This is a genomic window from Nonomuraea sp. NPDC050310 (assembly GCF_040655795.1).
Lineage (GTDB): Bacteria > Actinomycetota > Actinomycetes > Streptosporangiales > Streptosporangiaceae > Nonomuraea.
The window spans coordinates 151,985-176,373 of record NZ_JBFAKP010000014.1; the positions used below are offsets into that span (position 1 = coordinate 151,985).

At 70.8% G+C, this 24,389-nt stretch carries 25 protein-coding genes, 2 pseudogenes and 1 riboswitch; of the genes and pseudogenes, 8 read left to right on the plus strand and 19 right to left on the minus strand.

The window, feature by feature from the left end:
- Nucleotides 1–23 precede the first annotated feature (23 nt).
- The 3 genes from panC to AB0I67_RS28630 form a co-directional block, all read right to left on the minus strand.
- Nucleotides 24–839 (minus strand): pantoate--beta-alanine ligase, encoded by an 816-nt coding sequence (gene panC / locus AB0I67_RS28620; protein WP_357929336.1) that lies wholly within the window; start codon nt 837–839, stop codon nt 24–26.
- The gene (locus tag AB0I67_RS28625; RefSeq protein WP_357929337.1) at nt 830–1,720 is read right to left on the minus strand and encodes a DUF2520 domain-containing protein; all 891 of its coding nucleotides are present in this window, start codon (nt 1,718–1,720) and stop codon (nt 830–832) included. The genes panC and AB0I67_RS28625 overlap by 10 nt, the downstream gene beginning before the upstream one ends.
- A 287-nt stretch (nt 1,721–2,007) precedes the next feature.
- Nucleotides 2,008–2,229 carry a chaplin family protein gene (locus tag AB0I67_RS28630; protein WP_357929340.1) on the minus strand — a complete coding sequence of 74 codons (222 nt, stop codon included), beginning with the start codon at nt 2,227–2,229 and terminating at the stop codon, nt 2,008–2,010.
- Nucleotides 2,230–2,391: 162 nt separating this feature from the next.
- Here AB0I67_RS28630 and AB0I67_RS28635 point away from each other — a divergent pair, with 162 nt between their 5' ends.
- The 4 genes from AB0I67_RS28635 to AB0I67_RS28650 are packed head-to-tail and all read left to right on the plus strand — an operon-like array spanning nt 2,392 to nt 6,391.
- Nucleotides 2,392–3,366: an SAM-dependent methyltransferase gene (locus tag AB0I67_RS28635; RefSeq protein ID WP_357929343.1), complete on the plus strand. Its 975-nt coding sequence runs from the start codon at nt 2,392–2,394 to the stop codon at nt 3,364–3,366.
- A 31-nt stretch (nt 3,367–3,397) separates the two neighbouring features.
- Nucleotides 3,398–3,880, plus strand: coding sequence for a cation:proton antiporter regulatory subunit (locus AB0I67_RS28640; protein ID WP_357929345.1), 483 nt, complete (start codon nt 3,398–3,400; stop codon nt 3,878–3,880).
- Nucleotides 3,881–5,047, plus strand: a complete 1,167-nt coding sequence (locus AB0I67_RS28645) for a cation:proton antiporter (RefSeq protein ID WP_357929347.1) — start codon at nt 3,881–3,883, stop codon at nt 5,045–5,047.
- 33 nt (nt 5,048–5,080) lie between these two features.
- Nucleotides 5,081–6,391, plus strand: coding sequence for an FAD-binding oxidoreductase (locus AB0I67_RS28650; protein WP_357929350.1), 1,311 nt, complete (start codon nt 5,081–5,083; stop codon nt 6,389–6,391).
- On the opposite strand, the gene AB0I67_RS28655 is transcribed toward AB0I67_RS28650, so the two are convergent.
- A complete protein-coding gene (locus AB0I67_RS28655; RefSeq protein ID WP_357929353.1) occupies nt 6,381–7,103 on the minus strand; it encodes a TerC family protein in 723 nt (240 codons plus the stop codon). The genes AB0I67_RS28650 and AB0I67_RS28655 overlap by 11 nt on opposite strands.
- Nucleotides 7,104–7,201: 98 nt before the next feature.
- Nucleotides 7,202–7,317: riboswitch (SAM riboswitch) on the plus strand.
- 41 nt (nt 7,318–7,358) lie between these two features.
- Between AB0I67_RS28655 and AB0I67_RS28660 the strand changes: the two genes are divergently transcribed.
- Nucleotides 7,359–8,657 carry an aminotransferase class V-fold PLP-dependent enzyme gene (locus tag AB0I67_RS28660; protein WP_357929355.1) on the plus strand — a complete coding sequence of 433 codons (1,299 nt, stop codon included), beginning with the start codon at nt 7,359–7,361 and terminating at the stop codon, nt 8,655–8,657.
- Nucleotides 8,658–9,156: 499 nt separating this feature from the next.
- Here AB0I67_RS28660 and AB0I67_RS28665 read toward each other — a convergent pair whose 3' ends face one another.
- Nucleotides 9,157–9,930: a DoxX family protein gene (locus tag AB0I67_RS28665; protein ID WP_357929358.1), complete on the minus strand. Its 774-nt coding sequence runs from the start codon at nt 9,928–9,930 to the stop codon at nt 9,157–9,159.
- Nucleotides 9,931–10,051: 121 nt separating this feature from the next.
- Here AB0I67_RS28665 and AB0I67_RS28670 point away from each other — a divergent pair, with 121 nt between their 5' ends.
- Nucleotides 10,052–11,209 (plus strand): NADH-quinone oxidoreductase subunit D, encoded by a 1,158-nt coding sequence (locus AB0I67_RS28670; RefSeq protein WP_357929361.1) that lies wholly within the window; start codon nt 10,052–10,054, stop codon nt 11,207–11,209.
- A complete protein-coding gene (locus tag AB0I67_RS28675) occupies nt 11,206–12,309 on the plus strand; it encodes an acyltransferase (RefSeq protein WP_357929363.1) in 1,104 nt (367 codons plus the stop codon). Before AB0I67_RS28670 ends, AB0I67_RS28675 begins: the two co-directional genes overlap by 4 nt.
- On the opposite strand, the pseudogene AB0I67_RS28680 reads toward AB0I67_RS28675, so the two are convergent.
- From AB0I67_RS28680 to dacB, 13 genes and pseudogenes are all read right to left on the minus strand, one after another.
- Nucleotides 12,266–12,595, minus strand: a pseudogene (locus AB0I67_RS28680) (alpha/beta hydrolase); the annotation flags it as partial. The gene AB0I67_RS28675 and the pseudogene AB0I67_RS28680 sit on opposite strands and share 44 nt — an antisense overlap.
- Before the next feature lie 22 nt (nt 12,596–12,617).
- A pseudogene (locus AB0I67_RS28685) lies at nt 12,618–12,944 on the minus strand (alpha/beta fold hydrolase); the annotation flags it as partial.
- Nucleotides 12,857–13,315 carry a DUF3180 domain-containing protein gene (locus AB0I67_RS28690; RefSeq protein ID WP_357929365.1) on the minus strand — a complete coding sequence of 153 codons (459 nt, stop codon included), beginning with the start codon at nt 13,313–13,315 and terminating at the stop codon, nt 12,857–12,859. The pseudogene AB0I67_RS28685 and the gene AB0I67_RS28690, both read right to left, overlap by 88 nt.
- Nucleotides 13,312–13,815: a 2-amino-4-hydroxy-6-hydroxymethyldihydropteridine diphosphokinase gene (gene folK, locus AB0I67_RS28695; RefSeq protein ID WP_357929367.1), complete on the minus strand. Its 504-nt coding sequence runs from the start codon at nt 13,813–13,815 to the stop codon at nt 13,312–13,314. Before folK ends, AB0I67_RS28690 begins: the two co-directional genes overlap by 4 nt.
- Nucleotides 13,815–14,198, minus strand: coding sequence for a dihydroneopterin aldolase (folB, locus tag AB0I67_RS28700; RefSeq protein WP_357929370.1), 384 nt, complete (start codon nt 14,196–14,198; stop codon nt 13,815–13,817). The genes folK and folB overlap by 1 nt, the downstream gene beginning before the upstream one ends.
- On the minus strand, nt 14,167–14,607 hold the full coding sequence (locus AB0I67_RS28705; RefSeq protein ID WP_357929373.1) for a nuclear transport factor 2 family protein: 441 nt from the start codon (nt 14,605–14,607) through the stop codon (nt 14,167–14,169). The genes folB and AB0I67_RS28705 overlap by 32 nt, the downstream gene beginning before the upstream one ends.
- Before the next feature lie 30 nt (nt 14,608–14,637).
- The gene (gene folP, locus AB0I67_RS28710) at nt 14,638–15,513 is read right to left on the minus strand and encodes a dihydropteroate synthase (RefSeq protein WP_357929376.1); all 876 of its coding nucleotides are present in this window, start codon (nt 15,511–15,513) and stop codon (nt 14,638–14,640) included.
- 105 nt (nt 15,514–15,618) lie between these two features.
- On the minus strand, nt 15,619–16,188 hold the full coding sequence (folE, locus tag AB0I67_RS28715; protein WP_357929379.1) for a GTP cyclohydrolase I FolE: 570 nt from the start codon (nt 16,186–16,188) through the stop codon (nt 15,619–15,621).
- Nucleotides 16,185–18,185 (minus strand): ATP-dependent zinc metalloprotease FtsH, encoded by a 2,001-nt coding sequence (ftsH, locus tag AB0I67_RS28720; RefSeq protein ID WP_357929382.1) that lies wholly within the window; start codon nt 18,183–18,185, stop codon nt 16,185–16,187. Before ftsH ends, folE begins: the two co-directional genes overlap by 4 nt.
- 211 nt (nt 18,186–18,396) lie before the next feature.
- Nucleotides 18,397–18,954 carry a hypoxanthine phosphoribosyltransferase gene (gene hpt / locus AB0I67_RS28725; RefSeq protein ID WP_357929385.1) on the minus strand — a complete coding sequence of 186 codons (558 nt, stop codon included), beginning with the start codon at nt 18,952–18,954 and terminating at the stop codon, nt 18,397–18,399.
- 10 nt (nt 18,955–18,964) lie between these two features.
- Nucleotides 18,965–19,945, minus strand: a complete 981-nt coding sequence (gene tilS / locus AB0I67_RS28730; RefSeq protein WP_357929388.1) for a tRNA lysidine(34) synthetase TilS — start codon at nt 19,943–19,945, stop codon at nt 18,965–18,967.
- Between the two features lie 197 nt (nt 19,946–20,142).
- Complete coding sequence (locus AB0I67_RS28735) at nt 20,143–21,222, minus strand: zinc-dependent metalloprotease (protein ID WP_357929391.1); 1,080 nt, start codon at nt 21,220–21,222, stop codon at nt 20,143–20,145.
- Between the two features lie 22 nt (nt 21,223–21,244).
- Nucleotides 21,245–22,645, minus strand: coding sequence for a D-alanyl-D-alanine carboxypeptidase/D-alanyl-D-alanine-endopeptidase (gene dacB, locus AB0I67_RS28740; protein ID WP_357929394.1), 1,401 nt, complete (start codon nt 22,643–22,645; stop codon nt 21,245–21,247).
- Between the two features lie 71 nt (nt 22,646–22,716).
- Here dacB and AB0I67_RS28745 point away from each other — a divergent pair, with 71 nt between their 5' ends.
- Nucleotides 22,717–23,217, plus strand: a complete 501-nt coding sequence (locus AB0I67_RS28745; protein ID WP_357929396.1) for an inorganic diphosphatase — start codon at nt 22,717–22,719, stop codon at nt 23,215–23,217.
- A 24-nt stretch (nt 23,218–23,241) separates the two neighbouring features.
- Here the strand turns inward: AB0I67_RS28745 and AB0I67_RS28750 are convergent, their stop codons facing one another.
- Nucleotides 23,242–24,354: a C40 family peptidase gene (locus AB0I67_RS28750; RefSeq protein ID WP_357929398.1), complete on the minus strand. Its 1,113-nt coding sequence runs from the start codon at nt 24,352–24,354 to the stop codon at nt 23,242–23,244.
- Nucleotides 24,355–24,389 lie beyond the last annotated feature (35 nt).

Genomic DNA, 24,389 nt, shown 5'->3' on the forward strand with positions numbered 1-24,389 from the left:
GACCTTTTGGGCTTGCGCGCCGATTACAGCTCAAGCAGAACGTTATCGAGCAATCGGGTAGTCCCGATCTTGACCGCCACCGCCAGCACCGCCGGCCCGTAGTAGCGGTCGTCCACCTGGGTAAACGTCGCCGGATCCACCAGCGCGAGGTAGTCGGGGACCAGACCCTCCTCGTCGAGTACGGCTCGCGCCGCCGCCAGCACCGCCGACGGCGCCCGCTCCATCTCCCCGGCGCGCAACGCGCGGGAGATGGCCAGCGCCCGCTGCCGCTCCTCGGCCGACAGGTAGCGGTTGCGGCTGGACAACGCCAGCCCGTCGGGCTCGCGCAGCGTGGGCGCGCCGACGATCTCGACCGGCACGTCGAGGTCGGCGACCATGCGCCGGATCATCGCGAGCTGCTGCGCGTCCTTCTGCCCGAAGACGGCGACGTCGGGACGCACCAGGTTGAACAGCTTGAGCACGACGGTCAGCACGCCGTCGAAGTGGCCGGGACGCACCTCGCCCTCGAAGACGGTGGCCATCGGCCCCGCCGAGACGCTGACCTGGCGGCCCGGCGGGTACATTTCCTCGACCGAGGGGGCGAAGACCGCCGCGACGCCCTCGGCGGCGCAGACCTCGAGGTCCTGGTCGAAGGTGCGCGGATAGCGGCCGAAGTCCTCGTTCGGGCCGAACTGCAGGGGGTTGACGAAGATGCTGACGACGACCTGGTCGGCGCGCTCGCGGGCCAGACGCATCAGCGAGCGGTGGCCCTCGTGCAGCGCGCCCATCGTCGGCACCAGCGCGACCCTGCCGCCCTTGAGCAGTTCGCGGAGCTCGGCCCCGGTGCGTGCTACGTCCATATGTTGCCTCCCAGCGCGTCCAGGAGGCGCTCGGCGGCTTCGGGCTTGAGCAGGCCGGCCGCCAGCGCCCGGTCGGCGGTGAGCCTAGCGAGCGCGATGTAGGCGTCGGCCGCCTCGGGTGCGGCGAGGATGAGCGCGTCCACGTGCTTGCGCACGGTGCCGGCGTCGCCGCGCACGACCGGGCCGGTCAGCGCGCCGATGCCCATCCGCAGGACGTTGTCGAGCGCGGCGCCGAGCAGCGGGCCGAGCATGCGGCCCGGGTTGTCCACGCCGATCCTGGTCAGCAGCTCGGAGGACTCGGCGATCAGGGTGACCATGTGGTTGGCCGCCCCGGCCAGGGCCGCGTGGTAGAGCGCGCGGTCGGCGTCGTCGATCCAGACCGGCTCGCCGCCCATCTCGATGACCAGGGCCTCGGCGATCGGCCGCAGGACGTCGGGGGCGGTGACGCCGAAGGAGGCGCCGGTGATCCGGGTCAGGTCGTCGTCCCGGCCGGTGAAGGTCATCACGGGGTGCAGGGCCAGCGGCAGCGCGCCGCGACGGGTGGCCGGCTCCAACACCGACAGGCCGTAGGCGCCGCTGGTGTGGACGAGCATCTTGCCGTGCAGGTCCGCCCCGGTCGCGGCGAGCCCGGCCACCAGGTCGGGCAGCGCGTCGTCGGGAACGGTCAGCAACACCAGGTCGGCGGCACGGACGACCTGGTCAGGCTGGACCGGCTCGACCCCCAGCCGCTCGGCGGCCCATCGGTGCGCACGGTCGGAGACCCCGCTCGCGGCGACCACCCGGTGCCCGGCGGTCGCGAGCGCCGCGCCGAGCGCCGAACCGACTTTCCCCGTGCCGAGCACGCCGACCGACAGTCGACCCGGCCGATCCCCAGCCTCCATGCCGACCAGGGTAACCGGCCCCGGGTCCATCGGCCGTGACTGGGGTTTTGCCGCATGTTGAGGTAGCGACAAATCCGACAAGGGCATACAAACATCGCACCCCCTAATCGAATATCGAACGAGGGGAAGTGGATCCATCGCATGTGAGCGGACCCCGGGTTCCGGGTTGGAACCGGCGTCCGCGTTTGACGATGTGCTACCCGTGGAGGTGCGCCCGGCCGGTCCATGACCGGCCGGGTCTTCGGCGCCCGTCAGTGGTGCCAGTGGTGCCAGGGATGCAAGGGGTATCAGTGGTGCACGTGAGCGTGGGCGCCGCCCTGGCAGCCGGCGATGGCGACGCCGAACAGCCCAACCGCGTTCCCGCAGACGTTGATGGGCGCGGTGATCGGGGCGAAGATCTGGTTGCCGGACAGGATGCCGCTGTCCCCACTCGTGGTGTCGGCGCCCGCGGGGGCGGCGACGGCCATGAGGGCCAGGACTCCGGCGACGACGGCGGTCTTCTTGAGCACGGGGGCTCCTTTCGTCGGATCTGCTGTGGACCGCACCGGGTGTGACCGCGCCCGCTGGGGGCCGGGCCGGGCGACCATCCGGTGACAGCGAGTAACGCTAGCGCAAAGCGATCACCATGCGTAGCCATCTCAGCACTCCGCGTGTCATGAGATAGTCATGGCATGTGGCTCACCTGGCGGGCGGCGATGGAGCGCGCACTCTACGGCGATCTCGACGGCCAGGCCGGTTTCTACCTGCGCGAGCGCCCGTCCAGCCACTTCCGGACCTCGGTCAGCGCGGCCAACACCTTCGCCCGCGCGATCCTGACGCTCCTGGAACGGCTCGATCGCGACCTGGGCTCGCCGGCCGTGCTCGACCTGGTGGACATCGGCGCCGGTGAGGGCCGGCTGGCCCGCCGGGTGCTCGACGCCGCACCCGGCGACCTGCGCGAACGCCTGCGGGTCACCGCGGTCGACCTCTCCCCGCGCCCCGACGGCCTGCCCGAGGAGATCCGCTGGCGGCACGACCTGCCCCCTGCGATGACCGGCCTCGCCATCGCCAACGAATGGCTCGACAACATCCCGCTCGACGTCGTCGAACTCACCCCCGGCGGCCCACGGCTGGTCCTGGTCGACCCGGACACCGGCGAGGAACGCCTCGGCGACCCGCCGGCACCCGCCGACCGCGCCTGGCTCGACCGCTGGTGGCCGCTCACCCGGGTGGGCGCGCGCGCCGAGATCGGCCGCACCCGCGACGCCGCCTGGGCGGCCGTGCTGGTACGGCTGGCCAGGGGTCAGGCGATCGCCATCGATTATGCACACCCTGTGGATAACCGGCCGCCCTGTGGATCACTCGCCGGCTACCGCGACGGCCGCCTCGTCGCCCCCATACCCAACGGGACCTGCGACATCACCGCCCACGTCGCCCTCGACGCCTGCGCCGCGACCGGGATCGAAGCGGGCGTGATATCCACAGAGTTGTCCACACAGCGCGAGATCCTGCGAGAGCTGGGCATCACGGGCACCCGCCCCCCGATCGACCTCGCCCACCACGATCCGCGCGGCTACGTGCGAGCCCTGTCGGCGGCCGGCGAGGAGGCGGAGCTCATCGATCCGCACGGGCTGGGCGCATTCGGGTGGTTGACCCAGCGGAGATGAAACCACGCAGGTCCCCCGATACGGTAAAAGGGTGGAGATCGAGCAGACAGCCCTGCCCGGCATAGGGCTGAAACACGAGTTCAACACCCAGTCGGGCCGGCGCATCGCCGTCGTGTCGCACCGTTCCGGTCGCCGTGACCTGATCGTCTACTCGCGCGAGGACCCCGACCGGGCCTGCGAGGCGATCCAGCTCAACGACGACGAGGCCGACGCGCTCGTCGAGCTGCTCGGCGCCCCGCGCATCGTGCAGCGGCTCAACGACCTCCACCGCGAGATCGAAGGGCTCGTCAGCCTGCAGTTGCCCATTCCGGCGGGCTCGCCGTACGCGGGACGAACCCTCGGTGAGGCGCGCATCCGGACCCGCACCGGCGCCTCGGTGGTGGCGGTGGTGCGGCGCGGGCAGGTGCACACCAGCCCGGGCCCCGACTTCGTGTTCGCCGACGGCGACATCGCCGTGGTGGTGGGCGACGAGGAGAACACCGCCGCCGTCGCCGACATCCTGACGGAAGGCTAAGTGCACCACACCGCGATCGTCTTTCTCGAACTCGGTGCCATCATCCTCGCGCTCGGCGTGCTCGGCGCGCTGGCTCTTCGATTCGGCATCTCCCCCATCCCCCTCTACCTCGTCGCGGGACTCGCCTTCGGCAAGGGCGGCATTCTCCCCCTGGCCACCAGCACGGACTTCGTCTCGATCGTCGCCGAGATCGGCGTCGTGCTCCTGCTCCTCACCCTGGGGCTGGAGTACAACGCCAACGAACTCGTCTCCAGCCTGCGCGGCAACGCCCTGGCCGGAGTCGTCGACCTCGTGCTCAACGCCGCCCCCGGCGTGATCGCCGCGCTGCTGCTCGGCTGGGGCCCGGTGGCCGCGGTCGCGCTCGGCGGCGTGACCTACATGACCTCCTCCGGCATCACCGCCAAGGTGCTGTCCGACCTCGGCTGGATCGGCAACCGCGAGACCCCGGTCGTGCTCAGCCTGCTGGTCTTCGAGGACCTGACCATGGCCGTCTACCTGCCCGTGCTGACCGCGCTGCTGGCCGGCGTCGGGGTGGTGGCGGGCGCGGTCTCGGTCGGCGTCGCGCTGCTGACGGTGACCGGCGTGCTGATCATCTCGCTCAAGTTCGGGCGCTTCATCGAGGCCTTCGTGAGCAGTCCCAACGCCGAGGTGCTGCTGCTCAAGGTGCTCGGCCTGGCGCTGCTGGTCGCGGGGCTCGCGCAGCAGCTCCAGGTCTCGGCGGCGGTCGGCGCCTTCCTGGTCGGCATCGCGCTGTCCGGTGAGCTCGCGCACGAGGCACGGGCCCTGCTCGCGCCGCTGCGCGACCTGTTCGCCGCGGTCTTCTTCGTCTTCTTCGGCCTGCAGACCGATCCGACGAAGATCCCGCCGGTGGCGGGGCTGGCCATCCTGCTCGCGGTGATCAGCATGCTGACCAAGCTCGGGACCGGCGCCTGGGCGGCCAGACGGGCCGGCGTGGGCCGGGCCGGCCGGGTCAGAGCCGGCATCGGGCTGATCCCGCGCGGCGAGTTCAACATCGTCATCGCCGGACTGGCGGTGGCCGCCGGGGTCCACCCCGACCTCGGCCCGCTGGCGGCGACCTACGTCCTCGTGCTGGCCGCCTTCGGACCGCTGGCCGCCCGGCTGGTGGAGCCGCTGCTGACCCGGCTCCTACGTAGTTCTCCCAGCTAGCGGACGGTGCGGGCATGCCTCGACACTCGAGGCATGCCACTTCGCCTACTCCAGCACGGTGACTCTGAGTATCCGGGTCTCTGCGCGGCGTGGAACGCCGCCATCGTGCACCGGCCCGCCTACGTGGCGGTCGCCGAGACCGCCGAGCAGGTCGCCGAGGCGGTCGACTTCGCCGCCCAGCGCGGCCTGCGCGTGCGCGTGCAGGCCACCGGGCACGGCGCGCTGCGCCCCGCCACCGAAGACGACCTGCTCCTCGTCACCTCCGGCATGGACACCGTCGCCATCAACGGCGACACCGCCCTGGTCGGCCCCGGCGCCAAGTGGAAGGCGGTCATCGACGCCGCCCACCCGCACGGCCTGGCGCCCCTGGTCGGCAGCACCAGCGACGTCGGCGTCGTCGGCTACAGCCTCGGCGGCGGCCTGGGCTTCCTGGCCCGGCCCTTCGGCCTGGCCGCGCAGGCCATCGTCGAACTCCAGCTCGTCACCGCCGACGGCGAGATCCGCTGGGTCGACGACCAGCGCGACCCCGGGCTGATGGCCGCGCTGCGCGGCTTCGGGCCCAACCTGGGCGTGGTCACCGCGCTGCGCACCCGGCTGTTCCCGGCCGCGCAGCTCTACGCCGGGTCCATGATGTGGCCGGCCGACCTGGCCAGGGACGTCCTCCTCGCCTACCGCGACTGGGTGGCCACCGTGCCGCGCGAGCTGACCTCCGCGGTGGGTGTGCTGCACGTGCCGGACGCGCCCTTCGTGCCGCCGCCCATGCGCGGCCAGTCGGTCGCCCGGATCTGCCTGTGCCACCCCGGACCCGACCACTCGGGCATGGACGAGCTGCTCGCGCCGCTGCGGGCGCTGCCGGGACTCGTCATGGACCTCACCGGGCCAATGCCCTCGAACCGGATCGACGAGATCACCGCCGACCCGACCGATCCGCTGCCGTTCATGTTGCGCGCGGAGATGCTGGCCGGGCTCAGCGACGAAGCGATCGACTACCTCGCCGGCATCTCGCCCCGGGATGCCGAGCCGTACCTGCTGTGGCTGGTGCGGCACATCGGCGGCGCGCCGCAGCTCGACCCCGGGCTGGCCTACGCCCAGGGCGAGTTCGTGGCCGAGGCGGTCAGCCTCGCGCCCGGGCCGGACGTCGCCGCCGCCGTACAGGACTTCGGCGGCCGCTTCTCGGCCGGACTCGGCGCCGCCGCGACCGGCTACACGCCGTTCAACTTCGCCGCCGGGCCCGACCAGATCGCGCGGGCCTTCACCCCGGAGTACGGCGCGCGCCTGGCCGAGACGAAGAGACGCCTCGACCCGGCGGGCCTGTTCGGCGGCGAGCGGACCCTTACTGCTTAGCCCGGTGCCTGCTCCGCATCCGGATGTTCAGCATCTCCACGACCAGGGAGAAGGCCATCGCGAAGTAGATGTAACCCTTGCTGATGTGCTGCTCGAAGCCCTCGGCGAGCAGCACGACGCCGATCAGCACGAGGAAGGACAGCGCCAGCATCTTGATGCTCGGGTGCCGGTCCACGAAACGGCTGATCGGGCCGCTGGCGAAGAGCATCACGATCACCGAGGCGATGACCGCGGCGATCATCACGCCCAGCTCGTCGACCATGCCGACCGCGGTGATGACCGAGTCCAGCGAGAAGACGATGTCCAGGATCATGATCTGGATGATCGCCGAGGCGAACGAGGTGACCTTGCGCTTGGTGCCCCCCTCGCCGTCCTTCAGCTCCATGCTGTGGCCGATCTCCAGCACGCTCTTGGCCAGCAGGAACAGACCGCCGAGAATGAGGATCAGATCTCGTCCGGATATCTCCTGACCCAGCACGGTGAAGAGCGGCTCGGTCAGCCTGATCACCCACGACAGGGCGAGCAGCAGCGCCAGGCGGCTGATCAACGCGGCGGCGAGACCCAGCACCCGAGCACGATCGCGCTGCTCGGGCGGGAGCTTCCCCGCGATGATCGAGATGAAGATGATGTTGTCAATGCCCAGCACGATCTCGAGTGCGACCAGGGTGAGAAACCCGATCCAGATCTCTGGGTTGGTCACCCAGTCCAGCATTCTGTACCTCCTTGCTCAATCTGCACACAACGATCGTCGACTCGAGAAAGTTCGCGACTTGCGGTTTCCGCCCCTGTGTCGGTTATAGTTCCGACGAAGGTCATGAGTGCCAGCGCACAGCCCCGGCTTGCTGGCCGGCAACCCTCGCGTCCGCGGCGGGGTGCCCCGGGTGAGGACCTGGTCCGTCACGAGGTGTGGCGGGCAAGCGCGGGCTCCACGGACGGATCGGGGCCCAAGGCCTCGAAGGAGTTCGCCGTGTCCACGCTCAGCATCTTCAGCTCTGTCCCCGCCCAGAGCACCACCTCCCCCGCCGCCTCGCCCGGCGAGTCCGGCGCGCGTGAGTTGCCCGCGGTCCTGGGTGCCGACCTGGAGGTTCCGGTCAAGGGTGGCCGGCTGGTGAGTTACGCCAACCTCGACTACGCCGCCAGCGCGCCCTGTCTGGAGCCGGTCAGCGCGGCCGTGACCGCCGCCCTGCCGGCCTACTCCAGCGTCCACCGCGGCGCGGGCTACGCCTCCCAGCTCACCACCGCCCGCTACGAGCAGGCGCGGCACACCGTGCGGGCCTTCGCCGGCGCCCGCCCCGACGACGCGGTGATCTTCACCCGGAACACCACCGACTCCACCAACCTGCTGGCCGGCTGCCTGCCCGAAGGCACCACCGTGGTCGTCTTCGACACCGAGCACCACGCCTCGCTGCTTCCCTGGACCGATGTCGTACGGCTGGCGCCGCCCGCCTTCCCCGGCGAGACCGTACGCGCCGTGGACGAGGCCCTCGCCGGGATCGACGGCCCCAAGCTGCTGGTCGTCACCGCCGCCTCCAACGTCACCGGCGAACTGTGGCCGATCGCGGCCCTGGCGCACATCGCCCACCGGCACGGGGCGCGCATCCTCGTCGACGCCGCCCAGCTCGTGCCGCACCGGCGGCTCAACATCACCGCGCTCGACCTCGACTACGTCGCCTTCTCCGGGCACAAGCTCTACGCGCCCTTTGGCGCCGGCGTGCTGATCGGGCGGCGGGACTGGCTGGCGGCGGGCGAGCCGTACCTCAAGGGCGGCGGCGCGGTGCGGGCGGTCAACGACGAGATCGAGTGGCACGACGACCCCGAGCCCCGGCACGAGGCCGGCACCCCTAACGTGCTCGGCGCCATCGCGCTGGCCGCCGCCTGCGACGCGCTCTCCGCCACCGGGTGGACGGCGCTCGTGCGGGAGGAGGAGCGGCTGATCGGGCGGCTCCGGGCCGGGATCGCGGGCCTTTCCGGGGTGCGGGAGCTTTCCCTGTGGGGGGCTGACCACCCTCGGGTGGGGATCGTGTCGTTCGTGGTCGACGGGTTCACCGCTCGGGAGGTGGCCGAGGTTCTGTCGGCCGAGTACGGGATCGGGGTGCGGGACGGGAAGTTCTGCGCGCATCCCTTCGTGCGGCACCTGCTGGGGACTGCGGACGGTGGCTGTGAGGACGGCACCGCCTCAGCCGTCCGCGCCTCCATCGGCCTGGGCACCACCGACGAGCACATCGACCGCCTCCTCACCGCCCTCCACAACCTCACCACCCGCTGACCCCCCACGCGGGATCCTCGCCGCCTCGGTGGCCCTTGTCCGGGGTTCTCGCCGCATCGGTGGACCGGTGGCCGCCGTACAGGGTGCTCGCCGCATCGGTGGACGGGCGGCCACCACACGGGGTCCTCGCCGCATCGGTGGGAGGCAGGCCGCCGCACGGGGTCCTCGCCGCATCGGTGGGAGGGCGGCCGCCGCACGGGGTCCTCGCCGCATCGGTGGGAGGCAGCCGCCGCACGGGGTCCTCGCCGTATCGGGTGGCGGCGGGGGGCGGGCGGTGGGTCCGCCTGGCCCCCGGCTCCGGCCCCCGGCCTGCTCACCCCGGCCCCTCCGGCCACCCCGGCATCCCTAGCCCGGCCACCTCGGCCACCCGGCATCCCTAAGCCGGGCACCTCGGCCACCCCGGCCCGGCACCTCGGCATCCCCGGTCCGGCCAGCCCAACCACCGCGGCCCGACCACCCCGGCCTCAGGCCCGGTGCGGCCCGCCCGCTGTTGGGTGGGTCAGGATTCGCCGCGGCGCTTTTCGTCGGCGAGCAAGGCGTCGATGTCCCTGCGGTCTGCCTCGGAGAGGCCGTGGGCCTGTTGGGGCACGGTGTTGGGGCGGGTTTCCTCGGCGGCCTGGGCCGACGCCGCGGAGTGGCGGGCGTCGCGGGCGGAGTCACGGGCGTCGTCGGCGGCGTCGCGAGCGACGTCCCGGGTGGCCCCGGTCGACTCCTGGACGGCGTCACGCCGGGCCTCGCGGTCGGCGGCACGGGCCGCCTCGGCCTCGGCGGCCTCGGTACGGGCCTCGGCGGCCTTGCGCTCGGCGTCCTCCCGCGCCTGACGAGCCGTGGACAACTCCTCCTGAGCGGCGTCCCGCGCCTTGTTGCGCCGCCGCAGAGCCAGGTAGAGCCCGTCAAGCCCAAGCCGCCCACCCCCGGTGGCCATGAGCATGAGGCACCCCGCCCCCAGGGCCCCCACGAGCTCCCACCCGTTGTCGGCGATGAAGATCCCGTTACGGAAGTGCACGAAGATCATCGCCCCGATCGTGACGGCCAGCAGCAGAAGCGCCGCCACCCGCACGAACAGCCCGAGGATCAGCAGAGCGCCGCCGACCAGTTCCGCGACCATGGTGAACGTGGCGGCGAGCTGGGGCTGGGGCACTCCGGCCTGGGTGAACATCTGGGTCGTGGCGTCGATGCCGTTCTGCCATTTCTGCCAGCCGTGCGCCACGAAGATCACGCCGAGCACGATCCGTGCGATCAGCGCTGCGATGTCTACTGGAACCTTCTTCATCCCTGAATCCCCCCAATCAAGACATTCCTCCCCCTCGCTACACCCGAAATGCGGGTTATTGCCGTTCCTTGACCGAGGCCTGTGCTGGAAGACCCCCGGGCTGGGTGGCAGCATGGGGCTTATGACAGAACGGGTGGTCGGCATCGGGGCAGGCGCCGCCGAGGTGGGCAAGGAGCTGGCCACCGAGGACATGGTCCTCAACATCGGCCCCCAGCACCCGTCCACCCACGGCGTGTTGCGCCTGCGGCTGACCCTCGACGGCGAGCGCATCTCCGGCTGCGAGCCGATCATCGGCTACATGCACCGCGGCGCCGAGAAGCTGTTCGAGGTGCGCGACTACCGCCAGATCATCATGCTGGCCAACCGGCACGACTGGCTGTCCGGCTTCGCCAACGAGCTCGGCGTGGTGCTGGCCGCCGAGCGCCTGCTCGGCATGGAGGTGCCGATCCGCGCGGTCTGGGCCCGCACCCTGCTGGCCGAGCTCAACCGGATGTTGTCGCACCTGATGTTCCTCGGCTCCTACCCGCTCGAACTGGGCGCGATCACCCCGATCTTCTACGCCTTCAACGAGCGCGAGCGGCTCCAGGCGGTGATGGAGGAGATCTCCGGCGGTCGCATGCACTACATGTTCAACCGCGTCGGCGGGCTGAAGGAGGACCTCCCGCTCGGCTGGCTCGACCGGGTGTCCGAGACCCTCACCGAGGTACGGCGGCGCGTCCCCGACATCGAGAACCTCATCCTCGGCAACGAGATCTTCCTGGCCCGCACCCGGGGCGTCGGCGTGCTGAGCCGCGAGCAGATCATGCAGTACGGCGTGAGCGGCCCGATCGCCCGCGCCTCGGGCGTCGACTTCGACCTGCGCCGCGACCAGCCGTACCTCGCCTACCCCGAACTCCCGGTCAAGGTGGTGACCCGCACGGCCGGTGACTGCCACGCCCGCTTCGAGGTGCTCTTCGAGCAGCTCCAGGTCTCCCTCGACCTGGCCGAGCGCTGCGTGGAGCGGATGCGCGACCTGCCGCCAGGCCCGGTGAACCAGCGCCTGCCCAAGGTGCTGAAGGTGCCGGAGGGCCACACCTACGCCTGGACGGAGAACCCGCTGGGCATCAACGGCTACTACCTGGTCTCCAAGGGCGACAAGACCCCGTGGCGGATGAAGCTGCGCGCGGCCTCCTACAACAACATCCAGGTGCTGCGCGAGATGTTGCCCGGCCATCTGGTCGCCGACATGGTCGCCATCCTCGGCTCGATGTTCTTCGTCGTGGGTGACATCGACAAGTGAGCTCCCCCACCACCACCCAACGCGACCCCTACGTCGACTGGCTCCGCGCCCTCAGCCTCATCGTGGTCGTGGTCTGGCACTGGGCCTTCACCATCCTGGAGTGGGAGCCCGACGGGCCGATGCCGACCAGCCCGCTCGGCTTCACCTCGGGCCTGTGGATCCTCACCTGGCTGCTGCAGGTGCTGCCGCTCTTCTTCTACGTGGGCGGGCACGTCCACCTGCTGTCGTGGGAGCGGGCGCACGCGAGGGGCGTCGGCATCGGCTCCTTCGTCCTGCGGCGGATCCAGGCGCTGGCCGTACCCGCTCTCGTGCTCTCGGCGGTCTGGGTGGCGATCGGCGTGGTGATCACGCTGGTCTTCGACGTGGAGTGGATGGGCCGCGTGGTGCTGCTCATCCTCAGCCCGCTCTGGTTCATGGCGGTCTACCTGGTGCTCATCGCCCTGCTGCCGGTGTCGATCTGGCTGCACAAGCGCTACGACGTGCTCACCCTCGTCTGGCTGGGCGGCGCGGCGCTGGTGGTCGACGTGATCCGGCTCCGCTACGGGGTCGAGTGGGTCGGCTGGCTGAACATGATCATCGTGTGGGGGCTGGCGCACCAGGCCGGATTCTTCTACCAGCGCGTCGTCGACCTGCCCAGGCGCTACGACTACGCGGTGCTCTGGACCGGGTTGTTCGCGCTGTTCGGGCTGGTCTACTCGGGCATCTACCCCGGCTCGATGGTCGGCGTGCCCGGCGACAAGTGGTCGAACATGGCCCCGCCCACCTTCGTCATCGTGGCGTTGCTGATGTTCCAGATCGGGCTGGTCGAGGTGCTGCGGCCGACCATGGAACGGCTGCTGGCCCGGCCGCGGTGGAAGAAGGTCAACGAGACGATCAACCGCTACGCGCTGCCGCTCTTCCTCTTCCACACCACCGGCATGGCGATCGCGCTGGGCATCTCGTGGTGGCTGTTCGGGCAGATCGGCCGGGACGTGCCGCCCGACCTGTACTGGTGGCTGGAGCGGCCCATCGCCATCCTCGGGCCGCTGATCTGCACGGTGCCGGTGATCGCGCTGTTCACCCGGCGACGGCGGCGCACAGCCGTACCAGCGAAGACCTGACCGCCTCCGGCGCGTCCAGGTGGACGTCGTGGCCCGCTCCGGCGACGACGTGCGGCTCGATCCCCATGCGCGCGACGTCCTCGGCCGGGATGATGCCGTTCTGGCCGAGCACGAGCGTGACCGGGCAGCGGACCCGCGCCCACTCGGCCCAGTAGTCGCGGCGGCAGTGCTCGGCGATCATCGCGACCATCACGTCCGGGTCGAAGCGCGGCACCAGGCCCTCCGGGGTGCTCGCCAGGCCGTCGGCCCAACCCGCGCCTAGGAACTCCACCGCCGCCGCCCGGTCCGGGAAGGGGACCGGCCAGCACCACCCGCTCCAGCCCCAGCTCGTCGAGGACCGCGATGACGTCGGCCACCCGCGCCTCGTGCGACAGGTCGGCCGGGCGCCGCTCGCTGGCTCCGTGGCCGCGCTGGTCGAGCGCCACCGACCGATGACCCAGCCCGCTCAGCACCGCGTCCCACTCACCCGCGTGCCCGGCCAGCCCGTGCAGCAGCAGGACGGCAGGCGCCGCCCCGGCCCGCTCCGTCCAGGCCAGACCCTTGGTGCTCAGGCCTGCTCCCGTTCCTCGCCGGGCTGCTTGGGCACGCGGCAGCAGTACTCCAGGTAGAGCGCGGCGCACACGAGCAGCACGCACGCCACGAAGGAGCCGGTCGTGACGAAGAACTCCCGGCGCGGCGTGTCCTGCATCAGAAGCCCGACGGTGTGCAGCGCGAACCCGCCGAAGATCCCGGCGAACACCGCACCGGCGTAGGCCGAGGCCTTGGCCAGCGCCGCCAGCCGGGCGACGGCCAGCGGCTCCACCGGCTTGGTGTCGGGCTTGCGGGCGATGCGCGCCTTGGTGTTGGCGCCGGTCACGAACTCGCCGATGGCCAGCAGCACCACCGTCGGGATCGCGGTCCAGGGCACCAGCGGCAGATCGGAGTAGAACTGCCGGACCAGCAGCAACGTCACCAGCGCGACGACCACCAGGAGGCCGACGAGCGGTGCGGGTCTGGTGGGCTTCAAGCCGGCCCCTGGAGTCGCAGGTCGGGGCGGAGCCGTACCCCCGTCTGGTCGAGCCCCGCCAGCAGGTCGCTGATGCGCCCGTGACCGGGCAGCTCGCCGTCGGGGTCGACCTGGGCCCACGGCGTCAGCACGAACGCCCGCTCGTGCGCCCGCGGGTGCGGCAGGATCAGCTCCGGGGTGTCGTAGGCGAGGTCGGCCACGGCGATCAGGTCGACGTCGAGGGTGCGCGGCCCCCAGCGCTCGGCCCGCTCCCGCCCGAAGGCGTTCTCGATGCTCTGGGCGCGTTCGAGCAACGTGTAGGCGTCGACCTTGGTGTCGGCCAGCACGATGGCGTTGAGGTAGGGGCGCTGCGCCTCCGGCCCACCGACCGGGTCGGTCTCGTAGACCGGCGAGACCGCGACGTAGTCGAGGCCCGGCGCGTCGAAGAGCGCGTCGACCGCGCCCTGGAGGGTCTCGAAGCGGCGGCCCAGGTTGCTGCCGAGTGCGAGGACGGCTTTCATCAGCGGCTCCGCCGGATCGTCACGATCACATCGTCGAAGGGCAAGGGGATGGGCGCGGCCGGTTTGTGCACGCTGACCTCGACCTCGCGCACCAGCTCGCTGTCGAGGCAGACGTCGGCCAGGCGCTGGGCGAGGGTCTCGATCAGGTTGACCGGCTCCCCCTCCACCACCTTGACCAGGGCCTCGGACAGCTCCCCGTAGTGCACCGTGCAGCTCAGGTCGTCGCCCGCGGCGGCCCTGCGCGTGTCGACGAAGAGCGTGGCGTCGACCACGAACTCCTGGCCGAGCTCGCGTTCCGCGGGCAGCACGCCGTGCCGCCCACGCGCCCGCAGGCCCTTCACGGTGATGCGATCAAGCGTCAAACTCGTCGTCCTCCTCGTCATCGGTCTGCAGGACGGGCGAGCCGTGGTGCATCCACAGCCGCCAGCCCTCGGCCGTGCGGACGTAGACGTTGCTGGCCACCACCTTGCCGGCGGCGAAGCTCGACTCGCCCTCGTCGCCCGCGGTCAGGATGTTCTCCACGCAGGTCAGCACGGCCAGGTCGCCGAGCACGGCGGTCTTCACATCGGTCAGCACGAACTGGATGTAGGTCGTGTTCGCCATGATCAGCGCCCACGAGCGCAACACCTCGGAGCGCCCCGCCAGCAACGACCAGCCCGGATGCACGCAGCTCACCTGGCTGTCGGCGGAGTCCTCCGCCCAGACCTCGGTCATCTTGTCGAGGTCGGCGTTCTCGATCGCGGTGTAGAACGCCTGGTTGACCGTCTCCACCGCCTGGGTGTCCACGCTCACAGAGTCACCAGCCTCACGGGGTCACCATTCTCACGGGCTCTCCACTCTCGTCGGGGCTCCGCTCGCCGAGGCCCCGCCACGCTTCCATGCCGCGGCCACCCGCACGGCGTCGGCGTTGGGGCCGACCTCGTGCACGCGCACGCACCACGCGCCGCTGCCCGCGGCGAGTGCTGAGACCGCGACCGTGGCCGCGTCGCTCCGGGCGAACGGCCGCGGCGAACCGTCGGCATCGGCCAGGAGCCTACCGAGGAAGCGCTTGCGGGAAGCCCCGATCAGCAACGGATAGCCCAGATCGAGCAAGCGCTCCATTCCCGCCAGAACCGCCCAGTTGTGTTCGGCGGTCTTGGCGAAGCCCAGACCGGGGTCGAGCACGATCTGGCTCTCGTCGACGCCCTCGGCCAGCACCATCGCCACCCGCTTGGCCAGCTCCTCGCGCACCTCGCCGACCACGTCGTCGTAGATCGCGCGGCTGTCCATGCTGTGGCTGTGCCCACGCCAGTGCATCACCACGTACGGCACGCCGGTCGCGGCCACCACGCGCGGCATGTCGGGATCGGCCAGCCCGCCGCTCACGTCGTTGACCAGCAGCGCCCCGGCCTCGACCGCGGCCCTGGCCACCTCGGCGCGCATGGTGTCGACGCTGACGGCGACGCCCTCGGCGCTCAGCCGGCGGATGACCGGGACCACCCGGTGCAGCTCCTCCTCCAGCGAGACCCGCGCCGCGCCCGGGCGGGTGGACTCGCCGCCCACGTCCACCAGGTCGGCGCCCTCCGCCACCAGGGCGAGCCCGTGGCGGACCGCGGCGTCCTCGTCGAACCAGAGGCCGCCGTCGGAGAAGGAGTCGGGGGTCACGTTGACCACGCCCATGACGAGGCACCGATCCGCGGCTGGCAATCCCCTCATCATGGGCTCAAGCCTAGGCGTTCGGGCAAGCCCGGGCAGCACGCGGGGTCCCCCGGAAAGCGCGAGCGGGCGCCGGGGAAGTCCCCGGCGCCCGCTCGAAACCCGGCGTCAGCGGCCCAGGATGAGGGCCATCGCCTCGGCCCTCGTCTTGTCGCTGTTGCGGAAGTCTCCGCGCACCGCGGAGGTGAGCGTCTTGGCCCCCGGCTTGCGCACACCGCGCATGGTCATGCACAGGTGCTCGGCCTCGATGATCACGATCGCCCCGCGCGGCTCCAGCACCCGCATGAGCGCGTCGGCGATCTGCGAGGTCATCCGCTCCTGCACCTGCGGGCGCCGGGCGAAGACGTCGACCAGGCGGGCGAGCTTGGACAGCCCGGTCACCTGGCCCTTCTCGTTGGGGATGTAGCCCACGTGGGCCACGCCGTGGAAGGGGACGAGGTGGTGCTCGCACGTCGAGTAGACCTCGATGTCGCGAACCAGCACCATCTCGTCGTGGTCGACGTCGAAGACCTTGGTCAGGACCTCTTCGGGGGTCTGGTGCAGCCCGGAGTACTGCTCCGTCATCGCGCGGGCCACGCGGGACGGGGTGTCGAGCAGGCCGTCTCGGTCGGGATCCTCGCCGATGGCGATCAGGATCTCGCGGACGGCCTTCTCGATCCGTGGCTGATCGACGCTCACGCGCCGTCCCCCGGCTGGATGGCCTTGGGGTTGAGCGAGGACACCGCGGTCGAGCCGTTGCCGGACTGCTCCTTCGGCGTCAGCACCGGCGGCCGGTCGGAGGGCAGCCGCTTGCCGTACCCCGCGTAGGACGGGCGGTGCTCGCGGACGACCACCGGGGCGAAGATCTGCAGCACCTGGTCGCGGGAGAGCGTCTCCTTCTCCATCAGGTGGAGAACGAGGTTGTCGAGCACGTCGCGGTACTCGACGAGGATGTCCCACGCCGCGTCGTGCGCGGTCTCGATCATCCGGCGGACTTCCTCGTCGATCGTGGAGGCGATCTTCTCGGAGTAGTCGCGCTCGTGGCCCATCTCGCGGCCGAGGAAGACCTCGCCGTTGCCGGAGCCGAACTTACGGGCGCCGAGCTGCTCGCTCATGCCGTACTCGGTGACCATGCGGCGGGCGATCGAGGTCGCCTTCTCGATGTCGTTGGAGGCGCCGGTGGTGGGCTCGTGGAAGATGAGCTCCTCGGCCGCACGGCCGCCGAGCAACATCGCGAGCTGGTCCATCATCTCCGAACGCGTCGCGAGGAACTTGTCCTCCATCGGCAGCGTCATCGTGTAGCCGAGCGCGCGGCCCCGGGACAGGATGGTGATCTTGTGCACCGGGTCGGCGTTGGGAAGCGCGTGCGCCACGAGCGCGTGACCGCCCTCGTGGTAGGCGATCATCTTCTTTTCCTTGTCCGACATGACCCGGGTCTTGCGCTCCGGGCCCGCCATGACGCGGTCGATCGACTCCTCCAGCAGCTCCATCGTGATCAGCTTCTGGTCGGCCCGCGCGGTGAGCAGGGCGGCCTCGTTGATCACGTTCGCCAGGTCGGCGCCGGTGAAGCCCGGCGTACGGCGGGCGATGACGTCGAGGTCGACGTCGGGCGCGAACGGCTTGCCGCGGCCGTGGACCTTGAGGATGCCCTTGCGGCCCTCCAGGTCGGGACGGTCGACGGTGACCTGCCGGTCGAAACGACCGGGACGCAGCAGCGCCGGGTCGAGGATGTCGGGCCGGTTCGTCGCGGCGATGAGGATCACGCCGCCCTTGACGTCGAAGCCGTCCATCTCGACGAGGAGCTGGTTGAGCGTCTGCTCGCGCTCGTCGTGACCGCCGCCCAGTCCGGCGCCGCGGTGACGGCCGACGGCGTCGATCTCGTCGATGAAGATGATCGCGGGCGCGTTCGCCTTGGCCTGCTCGAACAGGTCGCGCACGCGGCTGGCGCCGACGCCGACGAACATCTCGACGAAGTCGGAGCCGGAGATGGAGTAGAACGGCACGCCCGCCTCACCCGCGACCGCGCGGGCGAGCAGGGTCTTGCCGGTGCCGGGCGGGCCGTAGAGCAGCACGCCCTTGGGGATCTTGGCGCCGATCGCCTGGAACTTGGCGGGGGCCTGCAGGAACTCCTTGATCTCCTGGAGTTCCTCGATGGCCTCGTCCGCGCCGGCGACGTCGGCGAAGGTGGTCTTGGGCGTGTCCTTGGTGATCAGCTTCGCCTTGGACTTGCCGAAGTTCATGACTCGCGAGCCGCCGCCCTGCATCTGGTTCATGATGAACAGGAACAGCAGCACGATGATGACGATCGGCAGGAAGCTGATCAGGAGGCCGACCAGGAAGTTCTCCTGGGGGACCTCGACGGTGTAGCTCTTGGTCTTACCGGCCTGGACCTGCTTGTCCAGCTCCTCGACCAGGAGCGGGCCCTGACCCGTGACCCAGGAGGCCTGAATGCGGTTGGTGGGGGTGTCGTTCTGCTTGACCGGGATCGCGGAGTTGAGCGTGAGCTCCATCCGCATGTCCTTGTCGACCACCTTGGCCACCGCGACGTTGCCGTCCCGGATCTGCTTCAGCGCCGTCGAGGTGTCGGCCTGCTTGAAATTGCCGTCGCTGCTCCAGAGCGAGGTGACGAGCAGGAGCAGCACGACGATGCCCAGGATCCACAGCAGTGGCCCACGTGTAAATCGCTTGAGATCCATCCGATGCGGAACCCCTTGCGGGCCCGTCCCTTCCTGACCATGGCCTGAAAACCCTCGGTGACCGGGGGCCGCGGCGGATGCCGCTCCTACTGACTACCCAGAGGGAAATCCTCTAAGTGTCAGAAGGTACACCGGCGGCGCGCACGGGGGCACCGTCCGCGCCACTGGCCTTGCCCTACCAACGTACGTCAGGTCGCCTTGTGTTCCCGCGCTATTCGCCGCTATAGACGTGCGGTGCGAGCGTGCCGATGAAGGGCAGGTTGCGGTAACGCTCGGCGTAGTCGAGGCCGTACCCGATGACGAACTCGTTGGGGATGTCGAAACCGACGTACTTCACGTCGATCGGGACCTTCACCGCGTCGGGCTTGCGCAGCGCCGTGCAGATCTCCAGCGAGGCCGGGTTGCGCGACTTCAGGTTCTCCAGCAGCCAGTGCAGGGTCAGGCCGGAGTCGATGATGTCCTCGACGATGAGCACGTGGCGGCCCATGATGTCGGTGTCCAGGTCCTTCAGCACCCGCACGACGCCCGAGGACTTGGTGCCCGCGCCGTAGGAGGAGACGGCCATCCAGTCCATCTGGATGGGCGTGCTCAGCGCCCTGGCCAGGTCGGCCATCACCATGACCGCGCCCTTCAGCACGCCGACGAGCAGCAGTTCCTGGCCCGCGTAGTCGGCGTCGATCCGGGCCGCGAGCTCCTTGATCTTGGCCTGGAGCTCGTCCTCGGGAATGAGGACCTTCTCCAGGTCTTTGCCCATGTCGGCTGCGTGCACCTGGGATTCCTTACTCGACGGGTGGCTGGTCGAACACCAGGGTGCCATACCGCCGAACCACGCCATGACCCCCGGGCAGGTCAACGCGTTTCTGCCCGTGCCAGGCGGTCACCAGCCGCTCCACCGCCAGGACGTGGCCCGCTGTGAGGGCGCTGGCGGGCGCTCCGGCGGCGATCGCCGCCCGGCGCAGGACCCGCCGGCGGACCGCCGCCGGGAGGGCTTCCAGCGGGGGTACGGCAAGCGTCGGGATATCGCTTAGAGCGCAATCGTGGTAGGCCGTCGCGGCCCACTCGTCGAGCGCGTCCGCGTCCGCCCGCGCCAGGTCGGCCGTGCGCGCGAGCGCCTCGGCGACGCCGGGGCCCAGCTCGTGTTCGAGGGTGGGCAGGACGGTGGTGCGCACCCGGACGCGGGTGTATCTCGGGTCCTCGTTGTGCGGGTCGGCCCACGGGGTCAGGCCGAGCGCCTCGCAGGCCGCGACCGTGGTGGCCCGGCTCAGCGCGAGCAGGGGTCTGCGGTAGCGGCCGTTGACCTGGGCCATTCCGGCCAGGGAGCGGAGACCGCTGCCTCTGGCCAGGCCTAGCAGGACGGTTTCGGCCTGGTCGTCCCTGGTGTGTCCCAGCAGGACCGCCGCCGCCCCGTGCCGGTCTGCGGCCTTGGCCAGGGCTTCGTAGCGGGCTTCCCGGGCCGCCGCCTCCGGGCCGCCTTCCGTGCCCACCTGGGCGTTGGCGATCTCGGCGAACTCCAGGCCGTCGAGGGGGAGGTCGGTGACCTTCCTCGCCTGTTCGGCCGAGCCTGGCTGGAGGTTGTGGTCCACCGTCACCAGGCCTGCCCTGAGGTTCATCCTCGGTGCGCTGAACGCGGTTGCGGCGGCCAGGGCCAGGGAGTCGGCGCCGCCGCTGCATGCCACGAGGACCAGGTCGCCCGCTTTCAGGTCGGCCAGGCACTCCCGCACTGCTCGCCGTACATCCGCCACGGCCGGGTGTGGACCCATGGGCTCATTCTGGCCGTGCCGGGCCCCGCCGTATGGGGCTGGGGTGGATTTTGAGAGGAAGGAGGAGGACGGCTGGGGTGGATTTCGGAGGAACATCCAAAGTCCCCTCAGCCCGAACCTCAGGGACGAGGGGGTACGGCGGGCCGGAGCTACGGGGAGAGTGCCCGAAGTAACCCCAGCCCGCCCAATTCCAAACGTCAGGCCGGAAGCGCGTCCGTCCCCACAACCCGACGGGTCCAGGCGTCCGGGTCGGAGATCTCGTCCATGGTCGGCAGCGTCTCAGGCGAGGTCCAGATCTTGTTGAACCCCTCCATCCCCACCTTCCCCACCACGGCGTGCACGAAGGCCGACCCCTGCGCGTACTGCTTCATCTTGAGCTCAAGCCCGAGCAGCCGCTTGATCGTGCGATCGACCCGCCCCCCAGCGGCCCGCCGCTGCTGGAACTTGGCCCGGATGTCCACCACGGAGGGCACGACAGCCGGCCCGACCGCGTCCATGACGTAGTCGCCGTGCCCCTCGACCAGGGTCATCACCGCGGTGAGCCGGTCGAGGATGGCCTTCTGCTCCGGCGTCTGGATGGCCTCGATGAGGTTGCCCTCGCCTTCGCGCAGCACCACGTCCGCCACCGTGTCGGCGGCGTTGCGGAGCCGTTCGAGCAGGGTGGGCAGGTCGAGGTCGGAGGCGAGCAGGAACTCGGTCATCTGCCCCCGGACGTACTCCCGCAGCCAGGGCACGCCGGTGAACTGCACCCGGTGGGTCTCTTCGTGCAGGCAGACCCAGAGCCGGAAGTCCCGCGAGTGCACGTTGAGCTCGCGCTCGGCGGAGACGATGTTGGGCGCGACCAGGGTCAGCCGGCCGACAGCCTCGCGGCCGGAGGGGTCGGGCGGCAGGAACAGCTCGTACTGGCCCAGGACGCGCGTGGCGAGGAAGGCCAGGACGGCGCCGACCTCGACGCCCGTGATGCGGGAGCCGACGGCGCTGACGATGGCGGGTGGCGGGTTGTCGCGAGCGGACATGCGCTCGGTGAGCGGCTCCAGCACGACGCGGAAGCCCTCGACGTTGGCCTTGATCCAGCCCGGCCGGTCGACGATGGTCGCGGGCTGGGGCGGGGTCTCGGTGTGGATCTGCGTGAACTCCCGGACGTGGCCCTCGGCCTCGCGCGAAAGGGTGCGCAGCTCGGATACAGCTTGCCTGGCTTCTTCGCGGCTCACCTGCGGGCCTGGGCGTACCAGGCGCGTTCCGGTAGCGACGGCCAGATCCCAGTCGATCACCTGCATACCGTCCACCGTACGTGCTAGCTCAGGAGCGCGCGACGATGGCGGCGAGCCGGTCGAGAACGGGTTCGGCGTAGACGGGCACCTTGTCGGCCAGGAAGGCGAAGCTGACCAGGCGTCCGTCGCGGGTGGTGGCGAAGCCGGCGAGGGTGTTGACGTTGTTGAGCGTGCCGGTCTTGGCGCGGACCAGGCCGACCTCGGTCTTGCTCTGCGGGCTGGTGAAGCGGCGGCCGTTGCCGAGCGTGCCGGAGAACCCGGCAATGGGCATGCCGGAGACGACGGCGCGCAGGTCGGTGTGGGCGGGCGAGGAGGCGAGGGCCACGAGCTGGGCGAGCGCGCCGGCGCTGATCCGGTTCTTGATGGACAGGCCGCTGCCGTCGGTGACCACGATCCCCTTGGTCACGCCGACGCGCTTGAGCGCCTGCTGCACGCCCTTGATGCCGCCGTCGAAGGAGCCGCCGAAGCCCTCCTTGAGCCCGACGTGGTGGGCGAGCGCCTCGGCGACGTCGTTGTCGCTCCGGGTCAGGGTGCGTTCCACGAGCGCGTAGACGGGGGCGGACTGGACCTGGGCGAGCTCGGCCGCTCCCGCGGGCGCGGTGGCGGCGGCGACGGTCTTGCCGACGCTCACGCCGTACTTGGCGAGGAGCTTGGCGAAGGCGGTGGCGGCGTGCCGGGACGGGTCGGCGACGCGCGGCGCCGACTGGGCGGGGTTGGCCTTGCCCGAGTCGATCATGAGGGCGGTGACCGGCGCGACCTCGCCGTCGGGGATGTAGTTGGACTTCCAGCCGGACGCGCTGGACGGCCCGGTGAACAGGGAGTCGTCGAAGGAGAGCGTGACCTTGGTGACGCCCTTGTCCTTGAGCGCCTCGGCGGTGCGCTGGGCGAGCGTCGCGAGCGTCGCCGGGCGCGGGTAGGCGCCCGAGGATTTGGCCGACGGGCCGGCCAGCGTCGGGTCGCCGCCGCCGACCAGGACGATCGTGTTCGCGGTGCGGCCCTGGACGACGCGGGTGGTGAGGCGGGTGTCGGGCCCGAGGGAGGCGAGCGCGGCGGCACCCGTTACGATCTTGGTTGTCGAGGCGGGAATGACGCCCTCGTCGGCGTTGGCGGCGTAGAGTCGTTCCCCCGTCGCGACGTCGATGACGACCGCTCCGACGTGGGGACCCAGGGCTTTGTCACCCAGCGCGCCGGTGAGTTCGCTGGCCAAAGTACTCTTAGTCGGGAGAGTTCCGTCACCGCCTGTGGCCAGCACGGGTCCGGAGGTGATGACGGGTGCGACGGGGGGTTCGGCGACCGGCTCGGTCCGGGTTGCCGGTTTCGTCATCGCGTCCAGGTTGAAACCGTCGTTCGCGATCGCGTAAGCGCCCGCGCCGAGGGTCGCGACCTGGAGCATGGCGAGTGTGGCGAGTGCCAACCACCGCTCGCGCATCTATCTCTCCCAAGTACGTATTCGCCTATGAGACATTAACGCCCGTCCGGGTGTGAAGCGGAGGAACCGCCGTGGAGTTCGACGTTGTCGTTGAGATTCCGAAGGGGCAACGGAACAAGTACGAAGTGGACCACGAAACCGGCAAGATCAGGCTTGACCGGCTGCTGTTCACCTCCACGCAGTACCCCGCAGACTACGGCTTCATCGAGAACACCCTCGGTGAGGACGGCGACCCCCTGGACGCACTTGTCCTGCTCCAGGAGCCGACCTTCCCGGGTTGTTACATCACCTGCCGCGCGGTCGGCATGTTCCGGATGACCGACGAGGCGGGCGGCGACGACAAGGTCCTGTGCGTCCCGGCCACCGACCCGCGCATGGAGCACATCCGCGACATCCACCACGTCCCGGAGTTCGACCGGCTGGAGATCCAGCACTTCTTCGAGGTCTACAAGGACCTGGAGCCGGGCAAGTCGGTCGAGGGCGCCAACTGGGTCGGCCGGGTCGAGGCCGAGGCCGAGGTCGTGCGCTCCTTCCAGCGGCTCAAGGACCAGGGCGGCCACGGCCACCACTAGTCCACCGGTCCCGCCGGGCCGGCCCTAACCGGCCGGCCTGGTGGCGCCGACGAGGTCGCGTCGCCACATCGAGGCGACGCGGACCACGTCCCCGGTCTGCGGCGCGTGCACCATGAGGCCCTTGCCGATGTACATCCCCACGTGGTGGATGGTGCCGGGGTCGCGGCTGACGTAGCCGAAGAACAGCAGGTCGCCCCGGCGGAGCTGGTTGAGCGGCACGTGCGGCCCCGAGGTCCACTGGGTGCCCGTCCAGTGGTCGAGCCGGACGCCCACCCGCTCCCACGCCCGCATCGTCAGGCCCGAACAGTCGTAGCTGGACGGGCCGTCGGCGGCCCACACGTACGGCTTGCCGAGCTGGCTGAGCGCCCAGTTGGCGGCCAGGTCCCCGCGCGCCGAACCGCTGGCCAGCGACACGTAGCCGAAACTGGACCGTTCCAGAGTCTCCGCCCTGCGGCGTTCGAGGCGCTCGGCCTCGCTGCGGGCGGCGTCGAGCTCGCTCTCGAGCTCCTCCCGCTCCTCCTTGAGCGCCGCGGTCTCCTTTTGCTGCTCGGCGACCGCGCGTTCGGCCGCCTGCTGGGCCGCCGCGGCACGTTCGGCCGCGGCCTGCTGCTCGCGCCGGGCGCGTTCGGCCTCCTCGCGCAGCACCTGGGCGACGAGCCGGCTGTCGCGCATGCGGACCAGCACCATGCCGCGCTCGCCGCCGATCTGCTGCAGCACGCTGACCCGGTGCAGGTAGCCGTCGGTGTTGATCATCCCGACGAAGGGGCGGTTCACGTCTGCGCCGCCGTACAGCTCCCCCGCGAGCCGGGCCGCCTCGACGCGGGCCGCCTCCATCGCGGTCTCGGCGGCCGACAGCCGGGTGAGGGCGTCGCGGTGGGCCTGTTCGGCCCGGGCCAGCCGTACCTTCTCCCCGTTGTAGGCCTCCACCAGCCGCCCGGCGGTGGTGGCGAGCGCGTCGAGGCGGGCGCGGGCGGCGGCCAGGCGCGCGTTGACCGCCCCCAGGTCTCGGGTACGGCTGCGCACCTCCCGCCGGGCGTCGGCGACGTCGTCAGCGGATGGGCCGGGCTCGGCAACGGCCGGGGGGCAGACCGTCACGAGCAGGCACGCAGCCAAAAGTCCAGCTCGGATCGGGCTCATGGACTCACTGTGCCCACTCGTCACACAGAGCACAC